Origin of the sequence: Candidatus Nitrosopumilus sp., assembly GCF_028278985.1 — an archaeon.
Classification (GTDB): domain Archaea; phylum Thermoproteota; class Nitrososphaeria; order Nitrososphaerales; family Nitrosopumilaceae; genus Nitrosopumilus.
Map to the genome: position 1 here is coordinate 1 of NZ_JANQTA010000032.1, position 22,450 is coordinate 22,450.

Annotated in this window: 29 protein-coding genes and 1 tRNA gene; 18 read left to right on the top strand and 12 right to left on the bottom strand. The window is 33.2% G+C overall.

What is annotated here, in order from left to right; all coding sequences use genetic code 11:
• Positions 1–219: 219 nt before the first annotated feature.
• Both Q0941_RS10210 and Q0941_RS10215 read right to left on the bottom strand, forming a co-directional pair.
• A complete protein-coding gene (locus Q0941_RS10210; protein ID WP_299293878.1) occupies positions 220–1,791 on the bottom strand; it encodes a vWA domain-containing protein in 1,572 nt (523 codons plus the stop codon).
• 3 nt (positions 1,792–1,794) lie between these two features.
• Positions 1,795–2,820: an AAA family ATPase gene (locus tag Q0941_RS10215; protein WP_299293880.1), complete on the bottom strand. Its 1,026-nt coding sequence runs from the start codon at positions 2,818–2,820 to the stop codon at positions 1,795–1,797.
• A 98-nt stretch (positions 2,821–2,918) separates the two neighbouring features.
• Between Q0941_RS10215 and Q0941_RS10220 the strand changes: the two genes are divergently transcribed.
• The 7 genes from Q0941_RS10220 to Q0941_RS10250 all read left to right on the top strand — a co-directional run bounded on the left by Q0941_RS10220 (position 2,919) and on the right by Q0941_RS10250 (position 10,401).
• A complete protein-coding gene (locus tag Q0941_RS10220; protein ID WP_299293883.1) occupies positions 2,919–3,419 on the top strand; it encodes a hypothetical protein in 501 nt (166 codons plus the stop codon).
• 61 nt (positions 3,420–3,480) lie between these two features.
• Complete coding sequence (locus Q0941_RS10225; RefSeq protein ID WP_299293886.1) at positions 3,481–3,972, top strand: hypothetical protein; 492 nt, start codon at positions 3,481–3,483, stop codon at positions 3,970–3,972.
• On the top strand, positions 3,969–7,247 hold the full coding sequence (locus Q0941_RS10230) for a LamG domain-containing protein (protein ID WP_299293889.1): 3,279 nt from the start codon (positions 3,969–3,971) through the stop codon (positions 7,245–7,247). Before Q0941_RS10225 ends, Q0941_RS10230 begins: the two co-directional genes overlap by 4 nt.
• A gap of 161 nt (positions 7,248–7,408) precedes the next feature.
• Positions 7,409–7,954 (top strand): hypothetical protein, encoded by a 546-nt coding sequence (locus Q0941_RS10235; RefSeq protein WP_299293892.1) that lies wholly within the window; start codon positions 7,409–7,411, stop codon positions 7,952–7,954.
• Positions 7,951–8,604, top strand: a complete 654-nt coding sequence (locus Q0941_RS10240) for a hypothetical protein (RefSeq protein WP_299293895.1) — start codon at positions 7,951–7,953, stop codon at positions 8,602–8,604. Before Q0941_RS10235 ends, Q0941_RS10240 begins: the two co-directional genes overlap by 4 nt.
• 130 nt (positions 8,605–8,734) lie before the next feature.
• Positions 8,735–9,586, top strand: a complete 852-nt coding sequence (locus Q0941_RS10245) for a TrmB family transcriptional regulator (RefSeq protein WP_299293898.1) — start codon at positions 8,735–8,737, stop codon at positions 9,584–9,586.
• 77 nt (positions 9,587–9,663) lie between these two features.
• Complete coding sequence (locus Q0941_RS10250) at positions 9,664–10,401, top strand: ATPase domain-containing protein (protein WP_299293901.1); 738 nt, start codon at positions 9,664–9,666, stop codon at positions 10,399–10,401.
• Here the strand turns inward: Q0941_RS10250 and Q0941_RS10255 are convergent, their stop codons facing one another.
• Together Q0941_RS10255 and Q0941_RS10260 are read right to left on the bottom strand one after the other, a co-directional pair.
• Positions 10,402–11,625 (bottom strand): TIGR00300 family protein, encoded by a 1,224-nt coding sequence (locus Q0941_RS10255; protein WP_299293904.1) that lies wholly within the window; start codon positions 11,623–11,625, stop codon positions 10,402–10,404.
• 45 nt (positions 11,626–11,670) lie between these two features.
• Positions 11,671–12,018 carry a hypothetical protein gene (locus tag Q0941_RS10260; RefSeq protein WP_299293907.1) on the bottom strand — a complete coding sequence of 116 codons (348 nt, stop codon included), beginning with the start codon at positions 12,016–12,018 and terminating at the stop codon, positions 11,671–11,673.
• Positions 12,019–12,096: 78 nt separating this feature from the next.
• Here Q0941_RS10260 and Q0941_RS10265 point away from each other — a divergent pair, with 78 nt between their 5' ends.
• Positions 12,097–12,402: a hypothetical protein gene (locus Q0941_RS10265; protein WP_299293910.1), complete on the top strand. Its 306-nt coding sequence runs from the start codon at positions 12,097–12,099 to the stop codon at positions 12,400–12,402.
• Here the strand turns inward: Q0941_RS10265 and Q0941_RS10270 are convergent.
• Both Q0941_RS10270 and Q0941_RS10275 read right to left on the bottom strand, forming a co-directional pair.
• Positions 12,399–12,623, bottom strand: coding sequence for a hydrolase (locus tag Q0941_RS10270; RefSeq protein ID WP_299293913.1), 225 nt, complete (start codon positions 12,621–12,623; stop codon positions 12,399–12,401). The genes Q0941_RS10265 and Q0941_RS10270 overlap by 4 nt on opposite strands.
• A 6-nt stretch (positions 12,624–12,629) precedes the next feature.
• Entirely contained in the window at positions 12,630–13,157 is a 528-nt protein-coding gene (locus tag Q0941_RS10275) for an HD family hydrolase (RefSeq protein ID WP_299293916.1), read from the bottom strand.
• 79 nt (positions 13,158–13,236) lie between these two features.
• Here Q0941_RS10275 and Q0941_RS10280 point away from each other — a divergent pair, with 79 nt between their 5' ends.
• Together Q0941_RS10280 and Q0941_RS10285 are read left to right on the top strand one after the other, a co-directional pair.
• Positions 13,237–13,773: a cob(I)yrinic acid a,c-diamide adenosyltransferase gene (locus Q0941_RS10280; RefSeq protein ID WP_299293919.1), complete on the top strand. Its 537-nt coding sequence runs from the start codon at positions 13,237–13,239 to the stop codon at positions 13,771–13,773.
• A gap of 44 nt (positions 13,774–13,817) precedes the next feature.
• Positions 13,818–13,891: transfer RNA gene (locus tag Q0941_RS10285), tRNA-Phe, on the top strand.
• 6 nt (positions 13,892–13,897) lie between these two features.
• On the opposite strand, the gene Q0941_RS10290 is transcribed toward Q0941_RS10285, so the two are convergent.
• Together Q0941_RS10290 and Q0941_RS10295 are read right to left on the bottom strand one after the other, a co-directional pair.
• Positions 13,898–14,344 (bottom strand): thermonuclease family protein, encoded by a 447-nt coding sequence (locus Q0941_RS10290; protein WP_299293922.1) that lies wholly within the window; start codon positions 14,342–14,344, stop codon positions 13,898–13,900.
• Positions 14,345–14,497: 153 nt separating this feature from the next.
• On the bottom strand, positions 14,498–14,839 hold the full coding sequence (locus Q0941_RS10295; RefSeq protein WP_299293925.1) for a hypothetical protein: 342 nt from the start codon (positions 14,837–14,839) through the stop codon (positions 14,498–14,500).
• Between the two features lie 212 nt (positions 14,840–15,051).
• Between Q0941_RS10295 and Q0941_RS10300 the strand changes: the two genes are divergently transcribed.
• From Q0941_RS10300 to Q0941_RS10315, 4 genes are read left to right on the top strand one after another with little or no spacing between them, the layout of a single operon-like run.
• Positions 15,052–15,306 carry a hypothetical protein gene (locus Q0941_RS10300; RefSeq protein ID WP_299293928.1) on the top strand — a complete coding sequence of 85 codons (255 nt, stop codon included), beginning with the start codon at positions 15,052–15,054 and terminating at the stop codon, positions 15,304–15,306.
• Positions 15,307–15,338: 32 nt separating this feature from the next.
• Complete coding sequence (locus Q0941_RS10305; RefSeq protein WP_299293931.1) at positions 15,339–15,578, top strand: hypothetical protein; 240 nt, start codon at positions 15,339–15,341, stop codon at positions 15,576–15,578.
• The gene (locus Q0941_RS10310) at positions 15,572–15,790 is read left to right on the top strand and encodes an Lrp/AsnC ligand binding domain-containing protein (protein ID WP_299293934.1); all 219 of its coding nucleotides are present in this window, start codon (positions 15,572–15,574) and stop codon (positions 15,788–15,790) included. Before Q0941_RS10305 ends, Q0941_RS10310 begins: the two co-directional genes overlap by 7 nt.
• Positions 15,791–15,823: 33 nt before the next feature.
• A complete protein-coding gene (locus Q0941_RS10315; protein ID WP_299293936.1) occupies positions 15,824–16,237 on the top strand; it encodes a VOC family protein in 414 nt (137 codons plus the stop codon).
• Here the strand turns inward: Q0941_RS10315 and Q0941_RS10320 are convergent.
• Together Q0941_RS10320 and Q0941_RS10325 are read right to left on the bottom strand one after the other, a co-directional pair.
• On the bottom strand, positions 16,234–16,620 hold the full coding sequence (locus Q0941_RS10320) for a hypothetical protein (protein ID WP_299293939.1): 387 nt from the start codon (positions 16,618–16,620) through the stop codon (positions 16,234–16,236). The genes Q0941_RS10315 and Q0941_RS10320 overlap by 4 nt on opposite strands.
• A 55-nt stretch (positions 16,621–16,675) precedes the next feature.
• Positions 16,676–17,050 carry a hypothetical protein gene (locus tag Q0941_RS10325; protein WP_299293941.1) on the bottom strand — a complete coding sequence of 125 codons (375 nt, stop codon included), beginning with the start codon at positions 17,048–17,050 and terminating at the stop codon, positions 16,676–16,678.
• A 137-nt stretch (positions 17,051–17,187) separates the two neighbouring features.
• Between Q0941_RS10325 and Q0941_RS10330 the strand changes: the two genes are divergently transcribed.
• On the top strand, positions 17,188–17,334 hold the full coding sequence (locus Q0941_RS10330; protein WP_299293944.1) for a hypothetical protein: 147 nt from the start codon (positions 17,188–17,190) through the stop codon (positions 17,332–17,334).
• Between the two features lie 33 nt (positions 17,335–17,367).
• Here the strand turns inward: Q0941_RS10330 and Q0941_RS10335 are convergent, their stop codons facing one another.
• Complete coding sequence (locus Q0941_RS10335) at positions 17,368–18,189, bottom strand: adenylate/guanylate cyclase domain-containing protein (RefSeq protein ID WP_299293947.1); 822 nt, start codon at positions 18,187–18,189, stop codon at positions 17,368–17,370.
• A 204-nt stretch (positions 18,190–18,393) separates the two neighbouring features.
• Here Q0941_RS10335 and Q0941_RS10340 point away from each other — a divergent pair, with 204 nt between their 5' ends.
• Together Q0941_RS10340 and ilvA are read left to right on the top strand one after the other, a co-directional pair.
• Positions 18,394–19,233, top strand: coding sequence for a hypothetical protein (locus Q0941_RS10340; protein WP_299293949.1), 840 nt, complete (start codon positions 18,394–18,396; stop codon positions 19,231–19,233).
• Between the two features lie 179 nt (positions 19,234–19,412).
• Positions 19,413–20,621 (top strand): threonine ammonia-lyase, encoded by a 1,209-nt coding sequence (gene ilvA, locus Q0941_RS10345; RefSeq protein ID WP_299293952.1) that lies wholly within the window; start codon positions 19,413–19,415, stop codon positions 20,619–20,621.
• On the opposite strand, the gene purE is transcribed toward ilvA, so the two are convergent.
• Positions 20,622–21,197, bottom strand: coding sequence for a 5-(carboxyamino)imidazole ribonucleotide mutase (purE, locus tag Q0941_RS10350; protein ID WP_299293955.1), 576 nt, complete (start codon positions 21,195–21,197; stop codon positions 20,622–20,624).
• A 90-nt stretch (positions 21,198–21,287) separates the two neighbouring features.
• On the opposite strand from purE, the gene Q0941_RS10355 reads away from it, so the two are divergent.
• Positions 21,288–22,430, top strand: a complete 1,143-nt coding sequence (locus tag Q0941_RS10355; RefSeq protein ID WP_299293958.1) for a 5-(carboxyamino)imidazole ribonucleotide synthase — start codon at positions 21,288–21,290, stop codon at positions 22,428–22,430.
• Positions 22,431–22,450 lie beyond the last annotated feature (20 nt).

The following is a 22,450-nucleotide window of genomic DNA, read 5'->3' on the forward strand; positions in this document are numbered from 1 at the left end:
ACCCCCTTGGAACAATGATGTTCCGTAAAGTACAACACCAGAACCGAGTACAACTGAAGACACCAAGATGATGACAGTTGTAAGTACTGTACTGATTGCCAATCTTTGCTTTAGTTTGGGTTTCATTCTAGTATTAACCTCTTATTTGAATATAAAAATAAATTTGAAATGTTCCACATTTGGATTTTTAAAAAATTTGTCTGTTTTAAAAGTTTCACGTTATAGATCATCTCCCACTAGTAGAGTGTATGCATTTAAGAATTTGGAAACTGTCTTTCTTAGTCCCTCATAAGGCATACACATTGAATAAATTTTTGTTACTCCTGTTGGAATTCCAATTGCAACCACACTAATTCCTTTTTTTCTTGCTTCTGCAATAGCTTCTTGCATTTTTGTATCTGCCTCATGAGTACCAAGTGCTTGCCCATCGGTAATTAAGAAAATATACCTTCTTTCAATATTTTCTCTATCTAAAATTCTTGAGCATAGTTTTACTGCATCAGCAATAAATGAGAGCCCTTTAATCTCAATTCCTCCAATACGTGATTTTGAGTTTTGATCATATTGTTCATAGTGATCTTTCACAATCGTAAAATTATTGTTAAATGTAAAAAATCCCCATTTTCCATTCTTTGAATTAACTTCGTTTGCAGCCTCACCTAAACAAATTGCAAATTTCTTCATTTCATCAAATTTTAGTCTCATACTGCTACTGGTATCTACAACAATTGCCCATTCTTCTTCAATTCTTCTATAGTCATCTTGCTCAAAGATTTGAATTCTAGGATTATCTGAAGCAACTGCCTGTATGGCGGCCTGCATTTGTAACAGACCCATGTCTTCAGGCATTCCTTCATCCATTACATTTGGTGTCATTTTGATTTGGGAAGACATTTTCTTTAAAAACAAGTGAGTTGCGTTTTTTAGTCTAAGATATTCTCCAATATTTTCAGGTGCAAAATCAATTTTGTCAAATTCTAAATCTTCTGTTATTCCACCATATTTTTTCTTGACTTTGGCTCTTCGTTTTAATTGATCAATCCAAACTTCACCAAACCTATCAACTATGTTAAAAAATGTGCCCTCTACAGAAATTTTTGGATTTTGAACCCATTTTTCAATTCTTTTTGGATGGGCATAATGATCTGTAAAAGGCAGTTTGTCATCAGTTAAAATATTTGAGGAATCATAAATTCTATTTGCAACCTCAATGAATTTTTCTTTATCTTTTAGGGATAGTTCTAAAATTTCTTGTTTGATTTTTTCTCGTTCTATTTTAATATCTGAAACAAATTTCTGTGTAAACACCTTTTTTGTACGCTTTTCTTTATCCTCAGTCTCTTTTTTCTCATTTAAAATTTTAAAATAATCTTCAATTTTTTTAATTTCAAAATAATATTCTGAGAAGTTATTTTTCAAAAATTCATCTACTCTAATGTCTTCAATGAATTCCATTGTTTCAAATGCTCGTTTCTTATTTTTCCCAGAAATCCATTTTTTATAAGTACTGTAATTTGTCACTTGAGCATGACCTGCTGAATGACAAACCGATGCAAAATAAAGTGCAAATAATGTCTTATACGCATGCTCATCTTCTATGAATGCACATCCTTGTAGTGCCTGAATTCCTTGAACTTGTCTTGGCATTGGGATATATACTGTCATTCTAGGTTCATAATCAATTCGTGGAAAATTCAATTGATCTAGAAAAAATGTATCAATATCAATTGGTTTTTTATCACAAATTTCAAAAAATAACTGATGTGCCATGTCTTGAATGGTATCTTTCAACAATCACACCTTTGTTTTATTTGCAGCTGCTTGACTTTCAATGATTTTTTTAATGATATGTCTTACCTCATCTTGAACTTCAGGATCATCACTTGTCATTGGAACTAGAGTTTCATCTCCTCCTTCAGCAACATTAGCTCCATCAGAACATATTCTTGCCCAATTAACTAAATCTCCTATTGATGGACCATAAGGTAAATCTCCCATCTTGTATTCTTGTCTTAATTTAGCTCCAATCTTCACTATGGTTTCTGCATCAAACATGTTGATGTTTCCACGTTCTGAAACCATTTGAATTTCTTTATCATCTATTTTATCACCTACACTCATGTAATCAAAATTCAACCAAACACTCATTCTTCTTCTCATAGCAGCGTTAATTGGTTTAGTACCAGCGAATTCTGAAGATACAGGGTTCATACTAATTATCATGTATGCATGTTTGTGTCGATGAATAATTTCACTGTCTTTTTCAGTTAATACCATGTGTCCTCTTTGGTCCAACAAAGGATTGAGTTTTGTTGCTACGTCTTGTTTCATCATGTTTGCTTCGTCCAGATACAATATCCCTCCACGTCTACACCAATTAGTAATTAAGCCATCAATCCAATTCTCTTTGCCTAACCCAACATATCTTCCAAATAAATCAAAAACCGATGTGGCCAAACCACAGTTAATTTCCCACATTGGAAGTCCTGCCAATTCAGCTACAAGATAAACAATATGGGTTTTACCGGTTCCACTAGGACCAATTAAAGCACATTGTTTGAAAAATTTCAATGCACGTCCAATTCTTTCTACATAATGCTCACCGTTATCAAGATATGGGGGCGTATCTGAAGGAATCATTTCCAGCATATCTTCAGGAAAATTCATGTCTGATGAATCCATGTATTTTTTAAAATCATACATTTCAGACAATTTATGAGAATCTTTCTTGATTTTTGAGATCGAGATTGAAAGATTTACTTTATCAGACTGTACCTTTGAGTGTTTTACTGATGAAATTAGTTTATTGTTCTGTTCCAAGTATGCCTATTTTCATTCAAAAAAGCACTAATGCTGTTATGTGTGTGGGGATATTACATACACATTGTTTAATGAAAAATTTATGAAATTTCTTCAATATGAAGACTGAAATTGATTTGAATGACATTTCCATGAGCAAAAATGACCCAAATCTGAAAAGCCTGGAAAAATATGATGTTGAAGCAAATATTGAAGAAGTAGATAATACAAATGAACGATCTGTATTCAAATACGGATTTACAGCATTATCCACACCAAGAAATGTCCGATTGTCAATTCAAGGCGTTGCTAGAATTTTTGGAGATTCAATTGAAAGAGATGAAATTCTAAATAAAGATGAAAATGATATACCTAAAATTTTGACTGTGATTTATCAAGAATTATTTCCTACATTTTTCTTATTATCCAAAACTCTCAATGTATCCTGCCCTCCTCATACTATTGGAGAAATGGGAAATAGTCTTGCTTCTGAGGATATTGAACAAGAATCTGAAATAAATGAACAAGTTTCTGAGACGGCTGAACCAAAATCCGTAGACGATGTTGAATCGGAATCACAGCCTTCTGAAGAAGAGCCTGTTGCTCAGCCTACAGTGTAAGTTTGTTATCTTACATACTCTAGATAATATGAAAAATTTTGAAATAAAATATGTGTATTGTGTGTATTTACCTAAAGGGTTTTCCAAAAAAAGGAGAGCAGTATCTGCAGTAGTTACTAGTGGAATTCTTTTAGCAGCTGTTGCTATCATAGGGACTGGAGCATATACATGGTCACAGACAAGTATTGCTGTGCAAAAACAGGAAATGGAAGAAATGTTTTCAACTCAGATGAATAAATTAAATGAAGATCTAGTTATTGAAAATGTTTGGTTTTCTACTACATGTACACAACCCGGCCCATCTTACGTAAACTGTCTTAATGTAACAATGTCAAATGTTGGAACTTTGGGACTAAACGTAACTGAAATGGAACTTGTTAATGGAACAACACTGGAATCTTTGACAACTTTTTACTATACTGATGGTGGAATAAATCCTTCAGGTGAATTTTCTACAAATGCAACACATCCTTGGAAATCAGGAGGGGATTTTGATATTATTGTATACACTGAGAGAGGAAATCAATATAGGACACAGGCGATAGCACCATGAGAAAACATCGTGGACTAAGTGCAGTTGTTGGTACAGTGTTTTTAGTTACCATAGTAATTGCGTCTTTGTCATATGTGACTTATAGCATGAACATGATGGGTGAGTTATCAGAATCTATGATTGTATCAGAGAAAAGAGAAAGAGAGCAAGCAGAAGAGATTTTCCAATTAGAATCCGTTGAGATAAATACTGGTAAACTTGATGGTATTATTTCAAATGTTGGCGAAGTTCCATTAAATATCAAATCAATATGGGTTGAAGAAGATGGCTCTCCTGAAACTACAAAAAAATTTGATGTAGATGCAACACTGTCTCCTGGAAATACCGTTGATTTGGGAACTATTATTGATTATGATATGGTGGACACTACAGGTTACAAGATTAAGGTAATTTCAAGTAGAGGAGGAATTCAATCATCATATATCAATTCGGTAGGAAATAATGCTCTTTATCTTACAAGCAGTACTTATCCGCCTGTTATTTCAACTGAATTTGACACTACTGTTGTTATGACTGTTGTAAATAATTCTACAAACAATTCACCATTTTTGAATTTGACTCCAACCCCACTTCCAGTGGTTGATACTTCTTCATGTTCTCCAAATTGTAGTGCTACTTATGTCTCAGGACCAACTCCTGCATCATTTCCAAATCTTCAGCCTGGAGAGAGCGTAAATTTTTCATGGGTATACACTGTAGCTGGCCAAGATGCTGATGAGATTACGTTTACTACATCACTTCTCAATGGGGTTCCAACAAATACAGTAGCATCAGGAGTCAAAGTAAGAGAGGTGGTATCCTCATTAGAATCAGGTACTGCGTTAACATCCATTGGTCTTGATGATACGGTCATTGGTAATGGTGTTTTGATTTTCCATGAAGAAACTGCAGATACTCCTGATTCATCTTATCAAATGGCTCCTTCATCTGCAGATGAACCTGGAGAGCACATTGATTTATCTACTTCAGGAGTCGTGAATTTTTTCAGTCAAAACTCATCTTCTGTAATTACAATTCCTACTGGAAAATGGACTGGCTCTCTTAGACTAATGCATGAACATTTACCTGATTCTGTATCTGACCTTCGTTCTGGAAATAATGAACAAGTAGATGTGATTTATCATTTTGACTCTGATGTTTCAAGTGAACCGGATTCTGGTGAAAACAGTCGTGACCTAGAAGTGTGTAATACTTCTGTTGGTACAGTTACTCGAGAACAATATGATCGAGATTCCTCAAATCCTGAAGCAACTGCAACATTTGGTTCAACTCCTGGTGAAGGTAATCTATTGATAGCAATTGCAATTACACGTACCGGTAGTAATAGTAATACTGATGCTGCAATTAATCAAGAATATGTTAATGTTGATTCAACAACTTCAGATGGTTGGACAAAAATTCTTCAAGATTATAGATATGTTGATACTGGACAACGCAGAGGAATGGCAATGTGGTATAAAATTGCAGGTGCAAGTGAACCTACTTCGATAGACGCAAGATGGGATAATGGTGCTGGAACAACTAACTTGAGAATTCTAGAATTTTCTGTAAGTAATGGCTATTCGTTTGTATATGATGTTTCTCAGACTGCAAACTCTGGAAATTCCAATGTAGATAAACAATCTACTGGATGGACTGCATCAACTTCACATTCTGATGCACTTACTATCCTTGCTGCAATGACTAGAGATAATACAGATTTTACTGATTGGCGTGGTTCATATTATAATACTTTAGAATGGACCGAATCTAGTATGAATTTAGATACAGGATATAGAATTGAAACTACAACAGGTACTAAAGAATCAGAAGCAGATTGGTCTGGTACTGATAGAAAAGCCACTGCAGCTATAGCAGTTTTTGGTCTTGTTCCTCCAGCAAGTAGCTCACCCACATGGGTTTCAAGTGGCGGACCAGATAATTCACCATATTATTCATTTGATGGAGATTCTTGTTTTGATAGTCAGGACACTACAAGCAATAGCAATATGGATATTGAAGGTACACCTGATACTACTGCTCTTTGGGTTAGGGCCAACAGTGTACCTGATGGAGCTAGACAGTTCATGTTTCATGCAGATAATACCAGTTCCGGTGATCATTACATGATATCTTTTGGAGATGGTACGAGTGGCAATGAAGGGAAAATTGTTTTTGAATTTTCTACAGATAGCTCCAATTTTGCTCGTTGTATGAGTTCATCTGATTATGATGATAATGCATGGCATCATGTTGTGGCTGTAAGAGATGGAAGTAGAAGTTGTGAATTATACGTAGACGGTGTTTCTGTTGATACTGATTCGTTTGGCAGTGGAGGTACTTCTGTTGACATTGATGGTGGAAGTGATCCTTACTGGCATATAGGATATGATGGAACTGGCAATTATTTCACTGGAGGAATTGATCAGATTTTCCATTGGAATGATAGAGACTTGATTTCTTCGGAAGTTACTGATTTGTATAATGCAAGATTTGGAGACACATCATCAACTGTTGATTTGTATATTTATGAAACTACACAAGATGGAACAAACATTGAACCTCCAATTGCTGTGGATGAAGATGTTTCATTACCATTTTTAGATGCAGGTTCAATTCCTGAAACAGATGGTGATTTTGATGCAGATGATATTTGGGGTGTTTACAACTTTACAAATTTAGCCATTCCTGAGACTATTCTTGAATCCGGAAATAGATTAAATTTCACTGTTAATTATGTTAGTGGATTAGATACTTACATGCGAATTGATGATCAAACTATGGACACTGCTCCTCTTTTCAGTTCTTACCTTCAAGTTCCAGAACCATCTGTTCAATTTCCATCTTATTGGACCTATGATAATGATGAAATTCTACAAGTTATCACATATAATACCGGTCCTGAAGGAAGTTGGTTCCAATATCAAGGAACTCGTGCAGTATTTCAAAATCTTGATGATCCTAGCGGCACCTCTTATTCAGGTTTAATTTGTTCTGTAAATTCAACAAACCCTAGTATCTTACACTCACAGACGTCTACAAACAAGTGTGAAAGATGGAATGAAAATAGTGGATGGATGCTTGATGAAGATAGAGATAGTATTTACATTCCAGTAGACTATTCTGCATATCTGTATTTTTGGGAAATTCAAGACAGACCTGATCAAAACGATTCAGGAGGAACAAAAATTCCACCCGGAAATTACCATCTTTATGTTTTCATTAATGGATATGACAGCACTGGCAAGTCATTTCTAAGACAAGTAGACATTGGTAGAGTAGTGGTAGAGGAATAGAATTTTCTTCCAAATATGAATAGTAGCGATCAAGTAAAACCTACACATTTCCCCTATATTTCAAGAAATTAGCCACCACTTTGCAGGCAATAATTCCTAAAAATGGTGTAACATTGAGGAACATACAACTTTTAATGTAATTTTTAGGGTTTTTGAGATCAATGCAGGCTAGCGAAGCATCAGACAATGTAGAAAATAAAGAGCAAGTTGCCCAGAGTCAACAACAAGAAGCACCAAAAATAGACCCTAATGATGTCAATGCCAAGACTCTGACCCAGTTAAACACTCTGATGGAAGAATCTCTTCAAATTTACGAGTTAGAAGACCAAAAAACCAATGTCATTGATGATTTAAACAATGCATTACTAGTTATTACAGAATTCTTAGGATTCTCAACTACAATTCATCCAAAAATATTCAATCTTCCTGAAGATACTACTGTTACTTTGATGCCCAATCTTAAATTAATTATAAAATTATCTAACGGCAAAACTGAAACAAAGAAATTTACTGATTACAATCCTGAAACAATTACAGAAATTATTGAATATGTCACACCACAATTATTAGACTTGATACAGAAACAAAAATCATATCTTACAGAAAAGATCACTTTCTTGAGAACTGCAACAAAACAATTAAGCACATTAAGCCAACTAAAAGAAAATCTACCAACCTTAGTAATTCCCGATGAGGGACATACTTGAGAACAATTATTGAGAGATTTAACTCAGTAAATTCTCTGAAAGTAAATCTTGAAAAAGAAATTGAAGAGACAGAAAAAATCATTAAGGAATATTCTAATCTTTTAGGTGAAAAAATTAGAATCAATGAAGAATCTTCAGCAGATGATCCAGAATTTTTAGCATTAAAAGAAAAAATTACAGGTGAAAGTAACCCAAAATCAAAAGAAAAGAAACAAGACAGTAAAAAAGAGGATAAAAAAGATGCTAAAAAAGATGAAAAGAAAGATGCTAAAAAAGAAAAACAACAATCAAAGAAATCCACTGAAAAAAAGAAAAAATCAAAAAAAGGTCTTAGTGACAAATGGTATAATCTAAATGAAATTCTAGTGTATAATGGAATGGGGTTGAAAGGAGAGTTAGAACTTTACTTTAAAGCAATTGACGAATTAAAAGCAAAATTGGAATCGCTTCAAAGAACTTTGGCAACGTTAAACAATGTAATTGAAAAAGGCTTGAAAGCAGATATGGGATGCATTGCATTCAAAGGTAATGAAGGAATCTTGGAAATCGCATTTCTGAAAAGTTCTGGATTTAGAGAAAATTTCACACTAAAAACTACCTATACTGGATCTGCTATTCCAGTTGAAAATACTGTAAAAATCGGAGTTTAAGTGAAAAATCATGCCTAATTTCTGTAATGAAAGACTATCAAAAATTGACAAAAACGATCAATCCGATCTAACAAATTTAGCTATATCACAATATAGTCTAGTATTTTCTTACGGAGGATCCTGAAAAAACATGGCAAAAGAAGCAACTCAAACATCAGTATTTGATTCAGCACCAGACTCACAGATGTATGAATACAAACTATCAATTGAAAAAGTTCAAGCAGAATTATCCCAATATGGCTTAACATCAAACCAAAGCAAGGTATTCATCTATCTTGGAAAATATGGTTCAAAGACCGCTCCTGAAGTTTGTAAGGCATTAAAATTACCTAGAACTGAAACATATCATTTACTTTCAGCATTACAAAACAAAGGAATAGTTTCAGCCACGTTTGATCATCCAATTAGATTCACTGCAGAGCCATTAGACAAGGCAATTTGGGTTCTAGTCAATTCAGAAAAAGAACGTGTAAAATCTCTAGAGCAAATGGAAAAGGGATTATCAGAATTGTGGGAGAACATTCCAACGTTTGATGCAATAGAAGAAGAAGTAGAGGAGAAATTCCAAATGCTTCAAGGTTCTAACCAAATTCATTCAAAAATTACAGAAATGACAGATAATTTCAGTAAAGAATTTTTAATTTTAGGTTCTGAAAAAGATTATCTCAAATTATACCACGGAGACTTTTTAGAAGCATTCATCAAATCCAAACAAGAATTTAGATTACTTAGCGCATGCACAGATAAAACGGCATACATCTTTGATGATTTAGAAAGAAAAAATATCAAAAAATTAAGTAAAGATGTAGAAAACCATTTGTGCTTTATCATCAAGGATGATAATGAAATGTTATTCTTTACAAAGAATGCAAATTCTAAAGATGAGGCATTTGCAATGTGGACAAACTCTCATTCAATGGTATATTCTATGAAGTTACTGTTTGAGTCTCTTTGGAAAAACTCAAAAAATATTCATCTTTAGTATGACAGTATGAACATAGGATGTAAGATCTAAACTAGTCTCCTTCTTTATATACAAAATTTTCATTAATTCTATTATTGGATTCAACATATTCTAAGGTAAAAACAGGAATTCCTGGACTGGATTCAGTAATCTCTGGAGGGCTAAAGGTAGGACGTGCAGTCACAGTTTCAGGTCCTCCAGGTAGTGGAAAAACTACATTTGGTCTGCAGTACCTATACTCTGGTGCAAAAGACTTTGATGAACCAGGGGTATACATCACATTATCTCAAAATATCGAAGAAATAAAACAAGATTCAAAATCATTTGGTTGGGATTTAGATGATCTAATCTCCCAAGATAAAATCATGATGGTTGATGCACGCCCATTTAAAATTCAAGATGAACTGATTGGAAAAGATGATTCCTTGTATAGGGGAGAGCAAATCCCATTTCAACATTTGACAAAATTGATTCTAAGTAGTATCAAAAGAATCGAGGCAAAGAGAGTGGTAATTGACTCAATCACCATTCTTTCCATGCAATATCCAGACGAATTCTATTTACGCCAGGGTCTTCAAGGACTAATCCAAGCCTTAGAAAACTTTGGAGTAACTACCATAGTCTTATCAGAGTTTGATGAAACATCCAAAATTCCACTAGAATGGTTTGCAGGCTCTGGAATCATACAACTTAGACATACAAGAAAAGAAGATACCATGGAGAGAACCATACAAATTGCAAAAATGAGGGGAGTTAAACACAGTGAACAAATTCATCCGTTAGAGTTTGATTCAAACGGAATGAAATTACTGCATCCCAAATTGATGCCTTGATCATTTTTTCTTTTTAATTTGCTGTGCGACCATTGGTAAGAATGCACCTACATCAGATACAATACCTAATGCTTGCCAGGTACCTCTATCCATAAGTTTTGTTACTGTGGGTTGATTGATATCAACAACTATTACTTTGACATTTGCAGGAAGCATATTTCCAGTAGCAATAGAGTGAAGCATTGTTGAAATCATTATTACCATACTTGCATCTTTGAGAACTTTTTTGTATTCTCTTTGAGCTTGTGCAACATCTGTAATGACATCAGGTAATGGACCATCATCACGAATAGAGCCTGCTAAAACAAAAGGTACTTTGTTTTTTACACATTCATACATTATTCCACTTTGTAATTTTTTGGTTTTTACCATGTTAGAAATTGAACCCGCCTTGAATACGGCATTAATTGTATCCATGTGATTTCTATGACCATGATATGCTAATGTTGCATCATGTACATTCATTCCCAATGAAGTACCCAATGTTGCATATTCAATATCATGAACTGCTAGAGCATTTCCTGCCAATACACCATGAATATATCCTGATTTTATCAATTCAGCTACTGCATCAGCTGCACCAGTATGAACAATTGCTGGACCACCTACTATGACAATTTTTCCACCCCTCTTTTTGGTTTCAAAGATATCATCAGCTACCTTTTTTGCAATATGCTGGGTTGGTCTTTCACTTGAACTTGAACTTCCCATAAACTCAAAGACATTAACACCTTCTCGTGGTCTTTCAGGTGGGGTAATCTTGATACCTTTGTCCCCAATTATTACAGCATCACCTTTTTTCACATCTCGTACTGGAACACAAAATGCCCTTCCTGATTTTACTACAATGCATTTATCCATCATCATATTTTCAACCTGAATCCATTTTCCTTTGTGAAAAACTTGGGTGTGATTATTGGTTGTACTGTAAAAATCATCAGGCATTACACAATTTTTTGGAGATTTTTTCAAAACTATTTCTTTTTGAACTTTAGAAACAGCACCCTCACGATAAATTGTGTTTAAAATTTCATCAAGATGTTTTTGGTTTTTAGCAATAATTTGCAATCTGGCAAAAGATTGATCCTTTTTCTTTTTACCAATGTTAATTTCTTCAACTTGGAATTCTCCTTTAAGATCCATTATCTTATCAAAGATTTTAGTTAAGATCATTGAATCAATCAAATGCCCACTAACTTCAATTTCTTGAGTAAATTTGCTCATTTCTTTTTCTCCGTAATATGATAACTAAAGGTTTACGTTTTTTGGCTATACTGGAAGGATTACCTTGCCTTCAAATTTTGGGATATTGTCTGCTTGAAATGCTTTTTCCAAGTTTTCTTTTTGAGGTTTTGTGACACCTTGGACTATGGTTTTAGATGCGCCACTCTTGTCGACAAGGGCCAAAATGTAACCACTATTATCAGTTAGAACAAAACCAGCAGATTCATCAACAAATGCATATAGATTTTCTTCACCAACAGGTTCCCACACATTTGATTTATTATCAATTAGTGCTAATGCAGGCATTGCTTTTCCATCAGTTAATTTATTCAAATATTCACGGGCTTCAGCCACTCTTTTTTGTCCTAATTTGAGGGCTTGAAAATATTGCATGCTAGGCAAAGATTTGATTTGTTATAAAAACAATATTGCTTCAAAAGATTGTTATAGAATCTTTCAATCAAAAAGGATATGCCACTAACAAATCCAATCATTATAAAACTAAATGAAATTACTACCATGGTAGAAGACAAATCAAAACTATCTGAAGAAGAAGTAGTTGAAATAAAATCAATTTTTAAAAAATTAGTACAAAGTGGAGAAAGATACGATGTTGATGAGATTGAGTTTTGGTTTGAAAATGAAGGAAGTTGGAAAACTAGAGAACCAATAATCAGAATTGCTAATTTATCTAACTATGTTCAGGATAAATTTCAACAGACGGCTCATTTGAGAATAATCTCAGATGATGATTGTGGTAGTAGTTGTTCACTCTAGGTTTCTAATTGCTCTAACAGTCTGCCAACAATTTTAGCATTCTCTGTTCTCTCATTGATGATCTCTTCCAATCGTTTTTCATCTTTGTCAGAATTGTAAATAAGTTTAAAATATTCTTCATCAAGATCATTGTTTGCTTGAAGACGTTTAATCACTTCAAATAATATCCCAATTACTTGTTTTTGAGTTTCAATTAATTCATCTTTGTTTTGCTCAGACATTGTTTATCACTTACACATCTTTGTAAATAATTCTTTTAGCTTTGGATGATGGATTTCTTGTTCAGCCGAATCATAAAATGGTCGTAATTTTTCTTTAGAAATTCCACTTTGTTCGTATTTTTTTGCCTGAATAGCCATTTCTAATTTGTCAATTTCATGAACAAGTTTAGATTCATCTGAATTACATTTTGTATACTCATTCCATATCCTTTGATAGTTTTCTTTAATTGAAGAAGGAAGTGTGTCTAGTAACTCGGAGAAAGCCTGATTTTCTAATTCAAGTTTTCTCTCTTTAGAGATTTGATGAGGAGTAAAATCCCCTATTTTTGACTCAGCTAAATCATGTAGCAATATCATCTTTAGAATTTTTTCAAAGTTATAATTTTCAGAATCAGATATCAGCATACCCATTATACTCATCATGAAAGTATGATCTGCTACTGATTCAGGATTTTTCATATCTAATTTTTCTATCCATCCTTGACGGGGTATTTTTTTGAGATTAATTGCACTATTAAGAAAATAATCTATCATGATTTTTCTATTTTAATCCAAGTAATGAATTTTGAGATTTTTTCGAACAACATAATAGTTGATTATCTCAAGTAAAATCATGAAGATCTATACTAAAACTGGAGACGATGGAAACACAGGACTTCAGGGAAATCTTCGAATAGGGAAATCACATCCACGAATAATGGCATATGGTACTGTTGATGAAACTAATGCTGCCTTAGGGATGGTTTTATCAAATTCTCTGGATGATGATATTTCAGAGATTTTAACAGATGTTCAAAATGATTTATTTTTAGTCGGTGCTGATTTATCAAATCCAAATCTAAATGATTCAAAAAATAGAGTGTCATTAGATATGATTGAAAAATTAGAATCGTTAATTGATAAATTTGAATCAGAATTACCCCCATTAACCAATTTCATTTTACCAGGAGGAGTAATTGCTGCTGCTCAAATACATTATGTTAGAACTGTAGTAAGACGAGCAGAAACATTGGTCGTAAATTTGAGTGAAAAAGATGAGATTAACTCTAATTGTATAAAATATCTAAACAGATTATCTGATTTTCTCTTTGTATTGGGCCGTCTAATCAATAAGAGAAATAATCAAGAAGATATTTTGTGGAAAATCTAAAAAGACAAACTTTAATTCCTCAACTGAATCCTTTTTTTCTAAGTGCCGTGGTAGCTCAGCCTGGGAGAGCACTCGGCTGAAGACCGGGCTGTCGCGCGTTCAAATCCCGCCCGCGGCACTTTAATCAACATCCATATTTTGTGGCCCATTCCTCATTTCCAAATTCACTTTGAGAACAAAATACAGTAGATATTTCTCCATGGTTATTTTCTAAAATTTTTTCATTTAGTAAAATTCCCTGACAATATACTTTACCAATTATTCTTCCATAACTTCCATCAATCTGACCATCATCTTCATCAACCAACACATCTGAACCTACAGGACATGTTTTTTCCACATATTCTTTGGCCTCAATTCCACCAAATTGGTCTATTTCAGGAGTAGAAGTTAAGGATAATCGAATTCGATTTTCACCTACATCTAGTGTATCTCCATCCACAATATTGTCGATTTTTCCTTTGATACACATAGCATCACCAGTACAATCAATATTGCTCTGAGGCATGACAATTAACAAAATCAAAGGGATACTACACAAACCAACGATCCAACCAATCTTAGATCTCATACAATTGCCTACAATGTAATTAATAAAAAACTATTTTCAAAAAAAGAGTCTTATTTTAATCGGACATATGATTAAGTACCGACTTGTTTTAGTGATATTGGTTTTCATTTTATCACCTTTTTTTTAAAAAGAAAAAAAGGTTGAAAACCTCTTTTATGCATCAACTAAATTATAGAAATTTTTTCCAGATGATGATTTCTCCAATACGCATTTGACAGGTCCTAATGATTTACCATTGTTTACATCGTTTCTTAGACGCTCATTATTGAATTTCTTTACAATATCTACCCGAGTAGTATAGAATTTGTTAATGAAATTTCCCTCAATTTCAAATGTTTCTTTTGTAGTGATTTTTACACCCTTTGTTACATCAGTTCCCTGAGTATAATCAGAATCTTCAATGAATGTAATTGTAAATGCATTATCGCCAATTTTTGCCAAGCTGACTGAATCGCCAATTGTTGCGTAATCTGCTAATGTTGCTATCCTCTCCACCTCCTAAAATCAATTGGTAATGAATTTGATAAATTAGTTGAAGAGTTAATTATTGACTTAGGTGTCCTCTATTTTACAAATAAGAAATTTTAAACAAAATCAAAAAAATATGAAAATATTATTATCTGATCGCAAGAAAGACAAAATCTTCTTCAAAAATTTAATTCTGCATAATGTTTAATACCTAGACTACCTCTTGTTTTTCGACATTCATGGCTGAAAAAAAGGCTGCAAAAAAGACTACAAAAAAAGTAGAAACTAAAACAAAAAAGACAACTGCAAAAAAGACTACGAAGACTACCTCTAAAAGCAAAGCAAAATCCAAGAAAAAGGCAACCAAAGAACCCCCAATGGGCGACATGGGTATTGTTATTGTAGATGACGATATTGAGATTGATCAAGAAAAAGTCAATGAGGAAAGAAGAGCATATCTAGAAGAGGCACGCTCACAAGAGGCATTTGACTAAATCTTTATCCGAGTCGGATGTGTATAGATTACATGCGAGCATTATGTTTAATCACTGTTAAACCCGGCAAAGTAGATACAGTTGTCCAAATTTTAAAGAAAAAAAGAAAAATTGTAAAACAAGTGATGGTAGTTACTGGAAGGGCAGACATTAGCGTATTATTGCAAGGAGGGATTGATGAAATTAACAATATGGTAATTGATTTTAAAAAAATCAAGGACATTGTTACAACTGAGACCCTAATTGAAGTGGAGGTAAATCTAGGTTGGTAAGAGCAATAATTTTGGTAAAATCACCTAAAAAACTAATTGCTGCAAGATTGAGAAAAGTAAATTCTGTTTCAGATTCATTTCCTACAAGTGGCCAATTTGATGCAGTAGCAATTGTTGACGTCCAAGAGCTCTCGGAAATCAAAGAAGTTGCTCACCAAATTCAAAAAATCACAGGTGTTGAGAGAACCGAAACCATGGTTGAGGTTCAGTGAAAATGATTTAAAGAACTTCGAGGTAAGATATCTGTGAACATCAAAAAAGTCGGAAATGTGATTTTAGCTGTCACTGATATTGACAAATCATTAGAGTTCTACAATGGAATCATTGGTCTTCCAATTAAAAATCAGCGTAGATCATGGGTTGACTTGGGAACTTCAGGGGCTCTGTTGAGTTTACATCCTGCATCATTAACTGCCGAACATGTAGGTAGTTCAATAGATAATGGCATCACAATAGGTTTTCTAGTTGGAGATGTTCAATCTGCAATTGATGAATTAAAAGAAAAAGGAGTAAAAATTCATCGTGACATTGTAGAAAAAGATGCAGGAAAAAATGCAGTTATTGTAGATCCAGATGGATATTTGATATCATTATTTGAGCCAATCTTTGGAGACAAAGCTCAACAAACTAGTGGTTATCAAGGATTTACCCCCGCTTAGATTATCTTTTTAATTGAAGAGATAATTTTTTCTAAGTTTTTTTCTTTTTTGTTAATTGAAACATAGTATGTTACATCTTTTTTTTGCAAAAGTAATATGGTAACTTTTTGATGATATAAAATTACATGTTCTAGTTTTCCTACTGTTGAAACAGATTCCTTTCTCAGAGACATTAATGTTGAAACTATGAAAAATTCATTTTTAACTTGTTCTGATTTTAGCAAAGGCTTCAAATCAGGACGAACTATTCCAGTTAAAGTTCTACCATAATTGTTAATCACACCAGAATAGCGAATATTTTTTGAAAGTTTCAAAATGCTTTGACATTGTTTTCGATATTTTGTAATGGTTGCCTTCCATTTGTCAGCAGGTGTTTTTACCATGAATCAAATGGGTTTCTGAATTTATAAGGATTCTTACTAATTACAAAGATTGAAACTAGGAATTTTTTTCAGATTCTTTATCTAATTTCTTTTTTAATTCTAAATTTTCTTTAAGGAGTTTGTCATTTTCGGCTTGTAATGTTTCAACAGAGTTTTGTCTTGTGTATAATGGATGTCCTGGTGGAATTATTGCAGAGTTCATTGTAAGCAATCCTGCAGCATATTGCTGATACATGTGCTGAAATCCTTGTAATTTTTGATTGATTGTAGATGCTTGTTTTGAGAATTGTTCCTTCATTGGATTTTCATAGATTTTGAACATAGGGTGTGAAAGTCCTGGAGGTAATCTTGGAAATTGCAGTGCCATGTGAGGAATATTTGGATTCATCCCATAGAGGTCTTGTAATTGCTTTATTGCCATATCATCCATAATTATTCACATTTTTTGGTATATTTCTGCCTTGCTTTAGGCGCTTGATATACCAATTAGTAAAAAATCAGTCATTATTGCTCAATTCAAGCTGATCGCTGATCCTTATAGATTCCCACTTTAGATCGCTGATACGCATGGCAGAAAAAAAGAAGATATGTCTGAAATGTAAAAAAGACATTGAAGATAAGGACCTACACAAGATTGTCATCTATGTAGTTCAAGAACAATTCACAGAACACCATTACGAACATGTTGAATGTCCTGACAAATTTACAGTATAATTCTCAAACAATAAAATAATTTTCTAAAACAAATTATCCTTTATGCTCATAGACTTCATACAATTCTCCAGTTCTTCGAGAACGATATTTCCATTCATTATTTTGCCAAATAATTTTTGTGAATTCTTTTTGCGATGTAGGATGTAATCTCTGAAATACATCACTACCAATCAAAATTTGATTTGGTTTTGCCATATTCTGTATTTTTGCAGCAATGTTCATTGCAGGACCCATCAAATCTACATGAGAATTCTCAGCATCTGCACCATAACGAACAACAATATTTTGACCAAAGTCAACTCCAATTTTTACCATTAAATCTGGATAATCATATTGATTTAGGATAGGATTAATTCCTTTTTGAATAACTGAAATCATAGATTTTGCACAGTTTACTGCATTATCTGCTGCAAGTAAACCATTTCCTTCTGCAATAAAATATCCAATTACTGCATCTCCAACAAATTTTAGAACATACCCGTTATGCTGACGGATTACTGATGCCATTTCTTGTGCAAATGAGCTAATAATAATAGCAATTTTTTCTTCTGGCATTTCTAATGTCATTGTAGTAGAGCCAACTAAATCGACATACAATACCATCATGTCTAATTTTGAGAATACATTTTTTCTTAGATATTTATCAGAATCATCAATTACACCAGAATATTCATAACCTTTCTTTAATGCACCCCACACTCTTTTCTGGGTTTCTAAAATCATTGTTTCAGAATCTAAGACTTTTTCTTGATTAGTACTAAGTAGCATATCTACCATAGTGTTCTGAGATTCAGATTTGTTATTTTCTGGAATTTCTTCAGATTCAATATTATCAGATTTTGGCTCTTCAGACATATTTTTCACCTATTCTAGCGGAAATTCGGCACCACATTTAGGACATTTACCCCTATTTCCCTTATATCCTTCATGGTAATATTCTGTGATTTCAGCATCACAATGCTCACAGATGATTTTTCTTTTCCCCATAATGAAAAAGTATGATTTTCTGTATTTAGATATTGATGAAGGTTTAAGGAGAGCATTCATTAGGATAGTTTTGTGAGGCTTGGAACTAGATCCCCCAATGAATTTATGCAGTTGCTAAATTCAAAAAATGAAGAAATTCAAAGTACATTTCTAAATAAAATCAAAGATTTGACTGATACTGTATCAGTTAAAGTAATGATGGGTGATTCTACGGTAACAGAACAAAAAACGTTTGATCCAAAAAAAATATCAGATTTTTTCCAAAAAATAAATCAAAATTTAGACGGATGGTCAATACAAGATGTCTCAATTTCAAATAATGAGGACATTAGAAGAATTTTTGCAAAATTTGAAATCATGGAAGGAAATTATTTAGTATCAGGCCATGTTTCAATTCAATTCCATGTCTTATTGTACTACAAACCAGATCAAAGAGTGATTGATTGTCAGAAGGAATTAGCAGAAATTGTTGATTTGACAAAAAATCAAGAACAACAATTGTCAGACAATAGTGATGAATTTGTTTTACAAAAACTAAAGGACATGGGATACAAAGATTTTGATCATCAAAAATTATTTGAAATCTTTTATGAAAATGATGAATTTAGAGAGAAAATTTTTGCAGAAATTGAAAAAACAGAGGGGGTAGATTTTCAAAAATTATCAGAAACAAAAACAAAATTGTTTAATGAATTAGATTCTTTGTTAGTAGAAACATATCAAATAACTCCTGTATTAATTGATGATTCAAAATTGGTTACTGGGGAGGAAGGGTGTCTTTGTACTTTTGATCTTGAATTTATCAAGGATAATAATCGCGAAGGTTTGTTTGATGCAAAAAAAATGTCAGATAAAGTAAAAGAAAACATTATACAAAAACTAGATAATTTTCATCAAATCATTAAATCATAAAACCAAGGAACCGGAAGATGAGAAATTTCTCAAAGGGGAGTTTCCGATCCCTTGATATAATTTGAACGAGATTTTTGAACTATTTAGGCATTCCTGAAAAATTACACATAAAAATTGACTAAAGATGTAATTTTTGAATAGAAGAAGACAAATACGCCATATTACTAGCATCATTTCCAATGAATCCGACATATGAAGAAATTGAAAAAGCAAATTCAATGAGAGGAAATGAGATAAAAAAAACTCCTCTAATACATTCACCTACATTTAGTAAATTAACAGAATCAGATGTTTTTCTAAAAGCAGAATTTAGACAAAAGACGGGTTCATTTAAAATTCGAGGAGCATATTACAAAATTAAATCATTATCAGAACAAGAAAAGAAACAAGGAGTTGTTGCTGCATCAGCAGGAAATCATGCTCAAGGTGTTGCCTTTGCATCATCATTAGAAAACATACCATGTACAATTGTAATGCCAAAAAACGCATCACCTGCAAAGGTTGCTGCAACTAGAGGTTATGGTGCTACAGTTATTTTAGAAGGAATAAACTATGATGAATCTTCAGCAAAAGCCAAAGAAATTTCAAAAGATACAGGCGCCACTATGATTCATGCATTTGATGATCCACAAATCATTGCCGCCCAGGGAGTAATTGGTTTGGAAATCCTTGAAGATTTGCCCGATGTAGAAGAAGTGTATTTACCAATTGGTGGTGGTGGACTAGCTGCGGGTACACTGATTGCTATCAAGCAAAAAAATCCTAATGTCAAAGTAATAGGTGTTCAGTCTAAATCATTTCCTTCAATGTACGAGTCTGTAAAACGAGGTACACTGACATCTAGTGGTGGTGATAGAACCATTGCAGATGGTATTTCTGTAAAAGTTCCAGGACAATTAACTTATTCTATAATTAATGAATTAATTGATGAAATTGTTCTAGTTGATGACATAGAGATTACCAAAGCCATGTTTTTACTAATGGAGAGAATGAAATTTGTTGTTGAACCTGCTGGTGCTGTTAGTTTAGCATATTTAATTTCAAAGAAACCATCTCCAGGAAAAAAAGTAGTGGTAGTACTAGCAGGAGGAAATGTGGACATGTATTTGCTTGGGCAAATTGTGGATAAAGGCCTAGCAACAATGGGTAGATTACTCAAAATTTCCGTTTTGCTGCCTGATAGACCAGGAGCTTTTAAGGAAATAGTTGATGAAATAACAATGGCAAATGCCAATATTGTGGAAGTTGTTCATGATAGATTAAGTTCGGATATTAATGCAGGTTCAGCTGGCGTTACATTAAGTTTAGAAACACAAGGAAAAGAACAAGCAGAAAAATTAATTGAATCTCTAAGACAAAAGAACATTCAATTCAAATTAATGACATGATTATTTGAATTTCTTTTTTGCAAAACTAGATAATCCCTGTTTTTTCATCATTTCAGATTCTTTAACAACAGACTCATGTTGATCAGATTTATGTTGTTTGAGTTTCTTTTTTAATTCAGGAAATTTGTTTGCCAATATTTTCATTGCGTAAATTCCAGCATTACCTGCTTTATTTACTCCAACAGCTACAACTGGAGAACCAGATGGCATTTCTGTAATCGATAGTAAGGAATCCAATCCACCAAAAGCAGAGAATTTCTCAGTATCTGTTTTTTTATGATGTTTATCATTGTAAACAAGAATTGGAACCCCAATAACTGGAATAACGGTATGTGATGCAATCATACCGGGTAGGTGTGCTGCACCACCAGCTCCTGCAATTATTATATCAAAATTCATTTTTTCTGCATGTTTTGCATATTCAGCTAATCTGGCAGGAGTTCTGTGTGCAGAGATAATTTGATCTTCATGTTTTACTTTAAATTCATCTAAAATCTCTGCAGCTCCTTTCATAATTCTAGAATCTGAACTAGATCCCATAATAATGCCAACTAGTGGTTTTTTTGAAAATGTCATACATATTGAAAATACAAGTGACTAATTAACAATAACGATATCTAAAATCTTGGCATTAGCTATTTGTATTCCATTATTTGATGGAAATTAATGGGCAAAATTCTAGGAATTATTGGAGGAGGCCAACTTGGCATGATGATTGCTGAAGCTGCCAAAAATATGACAGATGAAATTGAAAAAATTATTGTTTTAGATCCTACAGAAAATTGTCCTGCAGCACAGGTTGGAGCAGAACAAATTGTGGCAGATTTTAAAAATAGAAACGCAATTGTAGAATTATCTGAAAAATCAGACATTATTACTTATGAAATTGAATCTGGAGATAGTGATGTTTTAAAATCTGTAGAAAAAAATGCAGAGATTAATCCGTCTCCTGAAACACTAAGAATAATTCAAGATAAATTCTTACAGAAAACATTTCTCAAAGAAAATAACATTCCAGTTCCAGATTTCATTCAGATTAACTCCATAGAAGAAGTAAAGAAAGGAGTTGAAGATTATGGATTACCTGCTTTACTTAAAGCAAGAAGAGATGCATATGATGGACGAGGAAATTACAAAATAGATACATCTGAAGACATTCAGAAGGCATACGATTATTTCAAAGGCCAAAAGCTAATGCTAGAAAGATTTGTTCCCTTTAAAATGGAAGTATCAGTAATTGCATCAAGAAATACAAAAGGACAAATCAAGACATACCCCCTTGTCGAGAATATTCATGAAGACAATATTTTGAGAGAAACAATTGCGCCTGCACGAGTTTCAGATCAAATTATCAAGAATGCAGAGGAAATTGCAGAAAAAACAATGACAGTATTGAAAGGCGCTGGTGTTTTTGGTATCGAGATGTTCGTCACACAAGATGATCAGATAGTAATTAACGAGATTGCACCAAGAGTTCATAATTCAGGTCATCATTCATTACAATCTAGCGAGACATCACAATTTGAGCAACATCTAAGAGCTATTTTGGGTTTAGAGTTAGGAAGTACAAAATTGGTGCACAATACTATAATGTACAATATTTTAGGTAACAAGAGTTTCCAAGGAGAATACAAACCTCTCAAACTAGATGATAAAAATTTGTATCTCAAAATGTATGGAAAAAAAGTTTCAAAACCATTAAGAAAACTTGGTCACTTTAATCTTGTTGGAAATGAGGGAGAAACTATTGATCAACTAATTGAACGTCTAGAAGCAATAAAACCTAGAGCAATAGTTGAATCCACCTGATTAAGTTTATTAATTGTGAA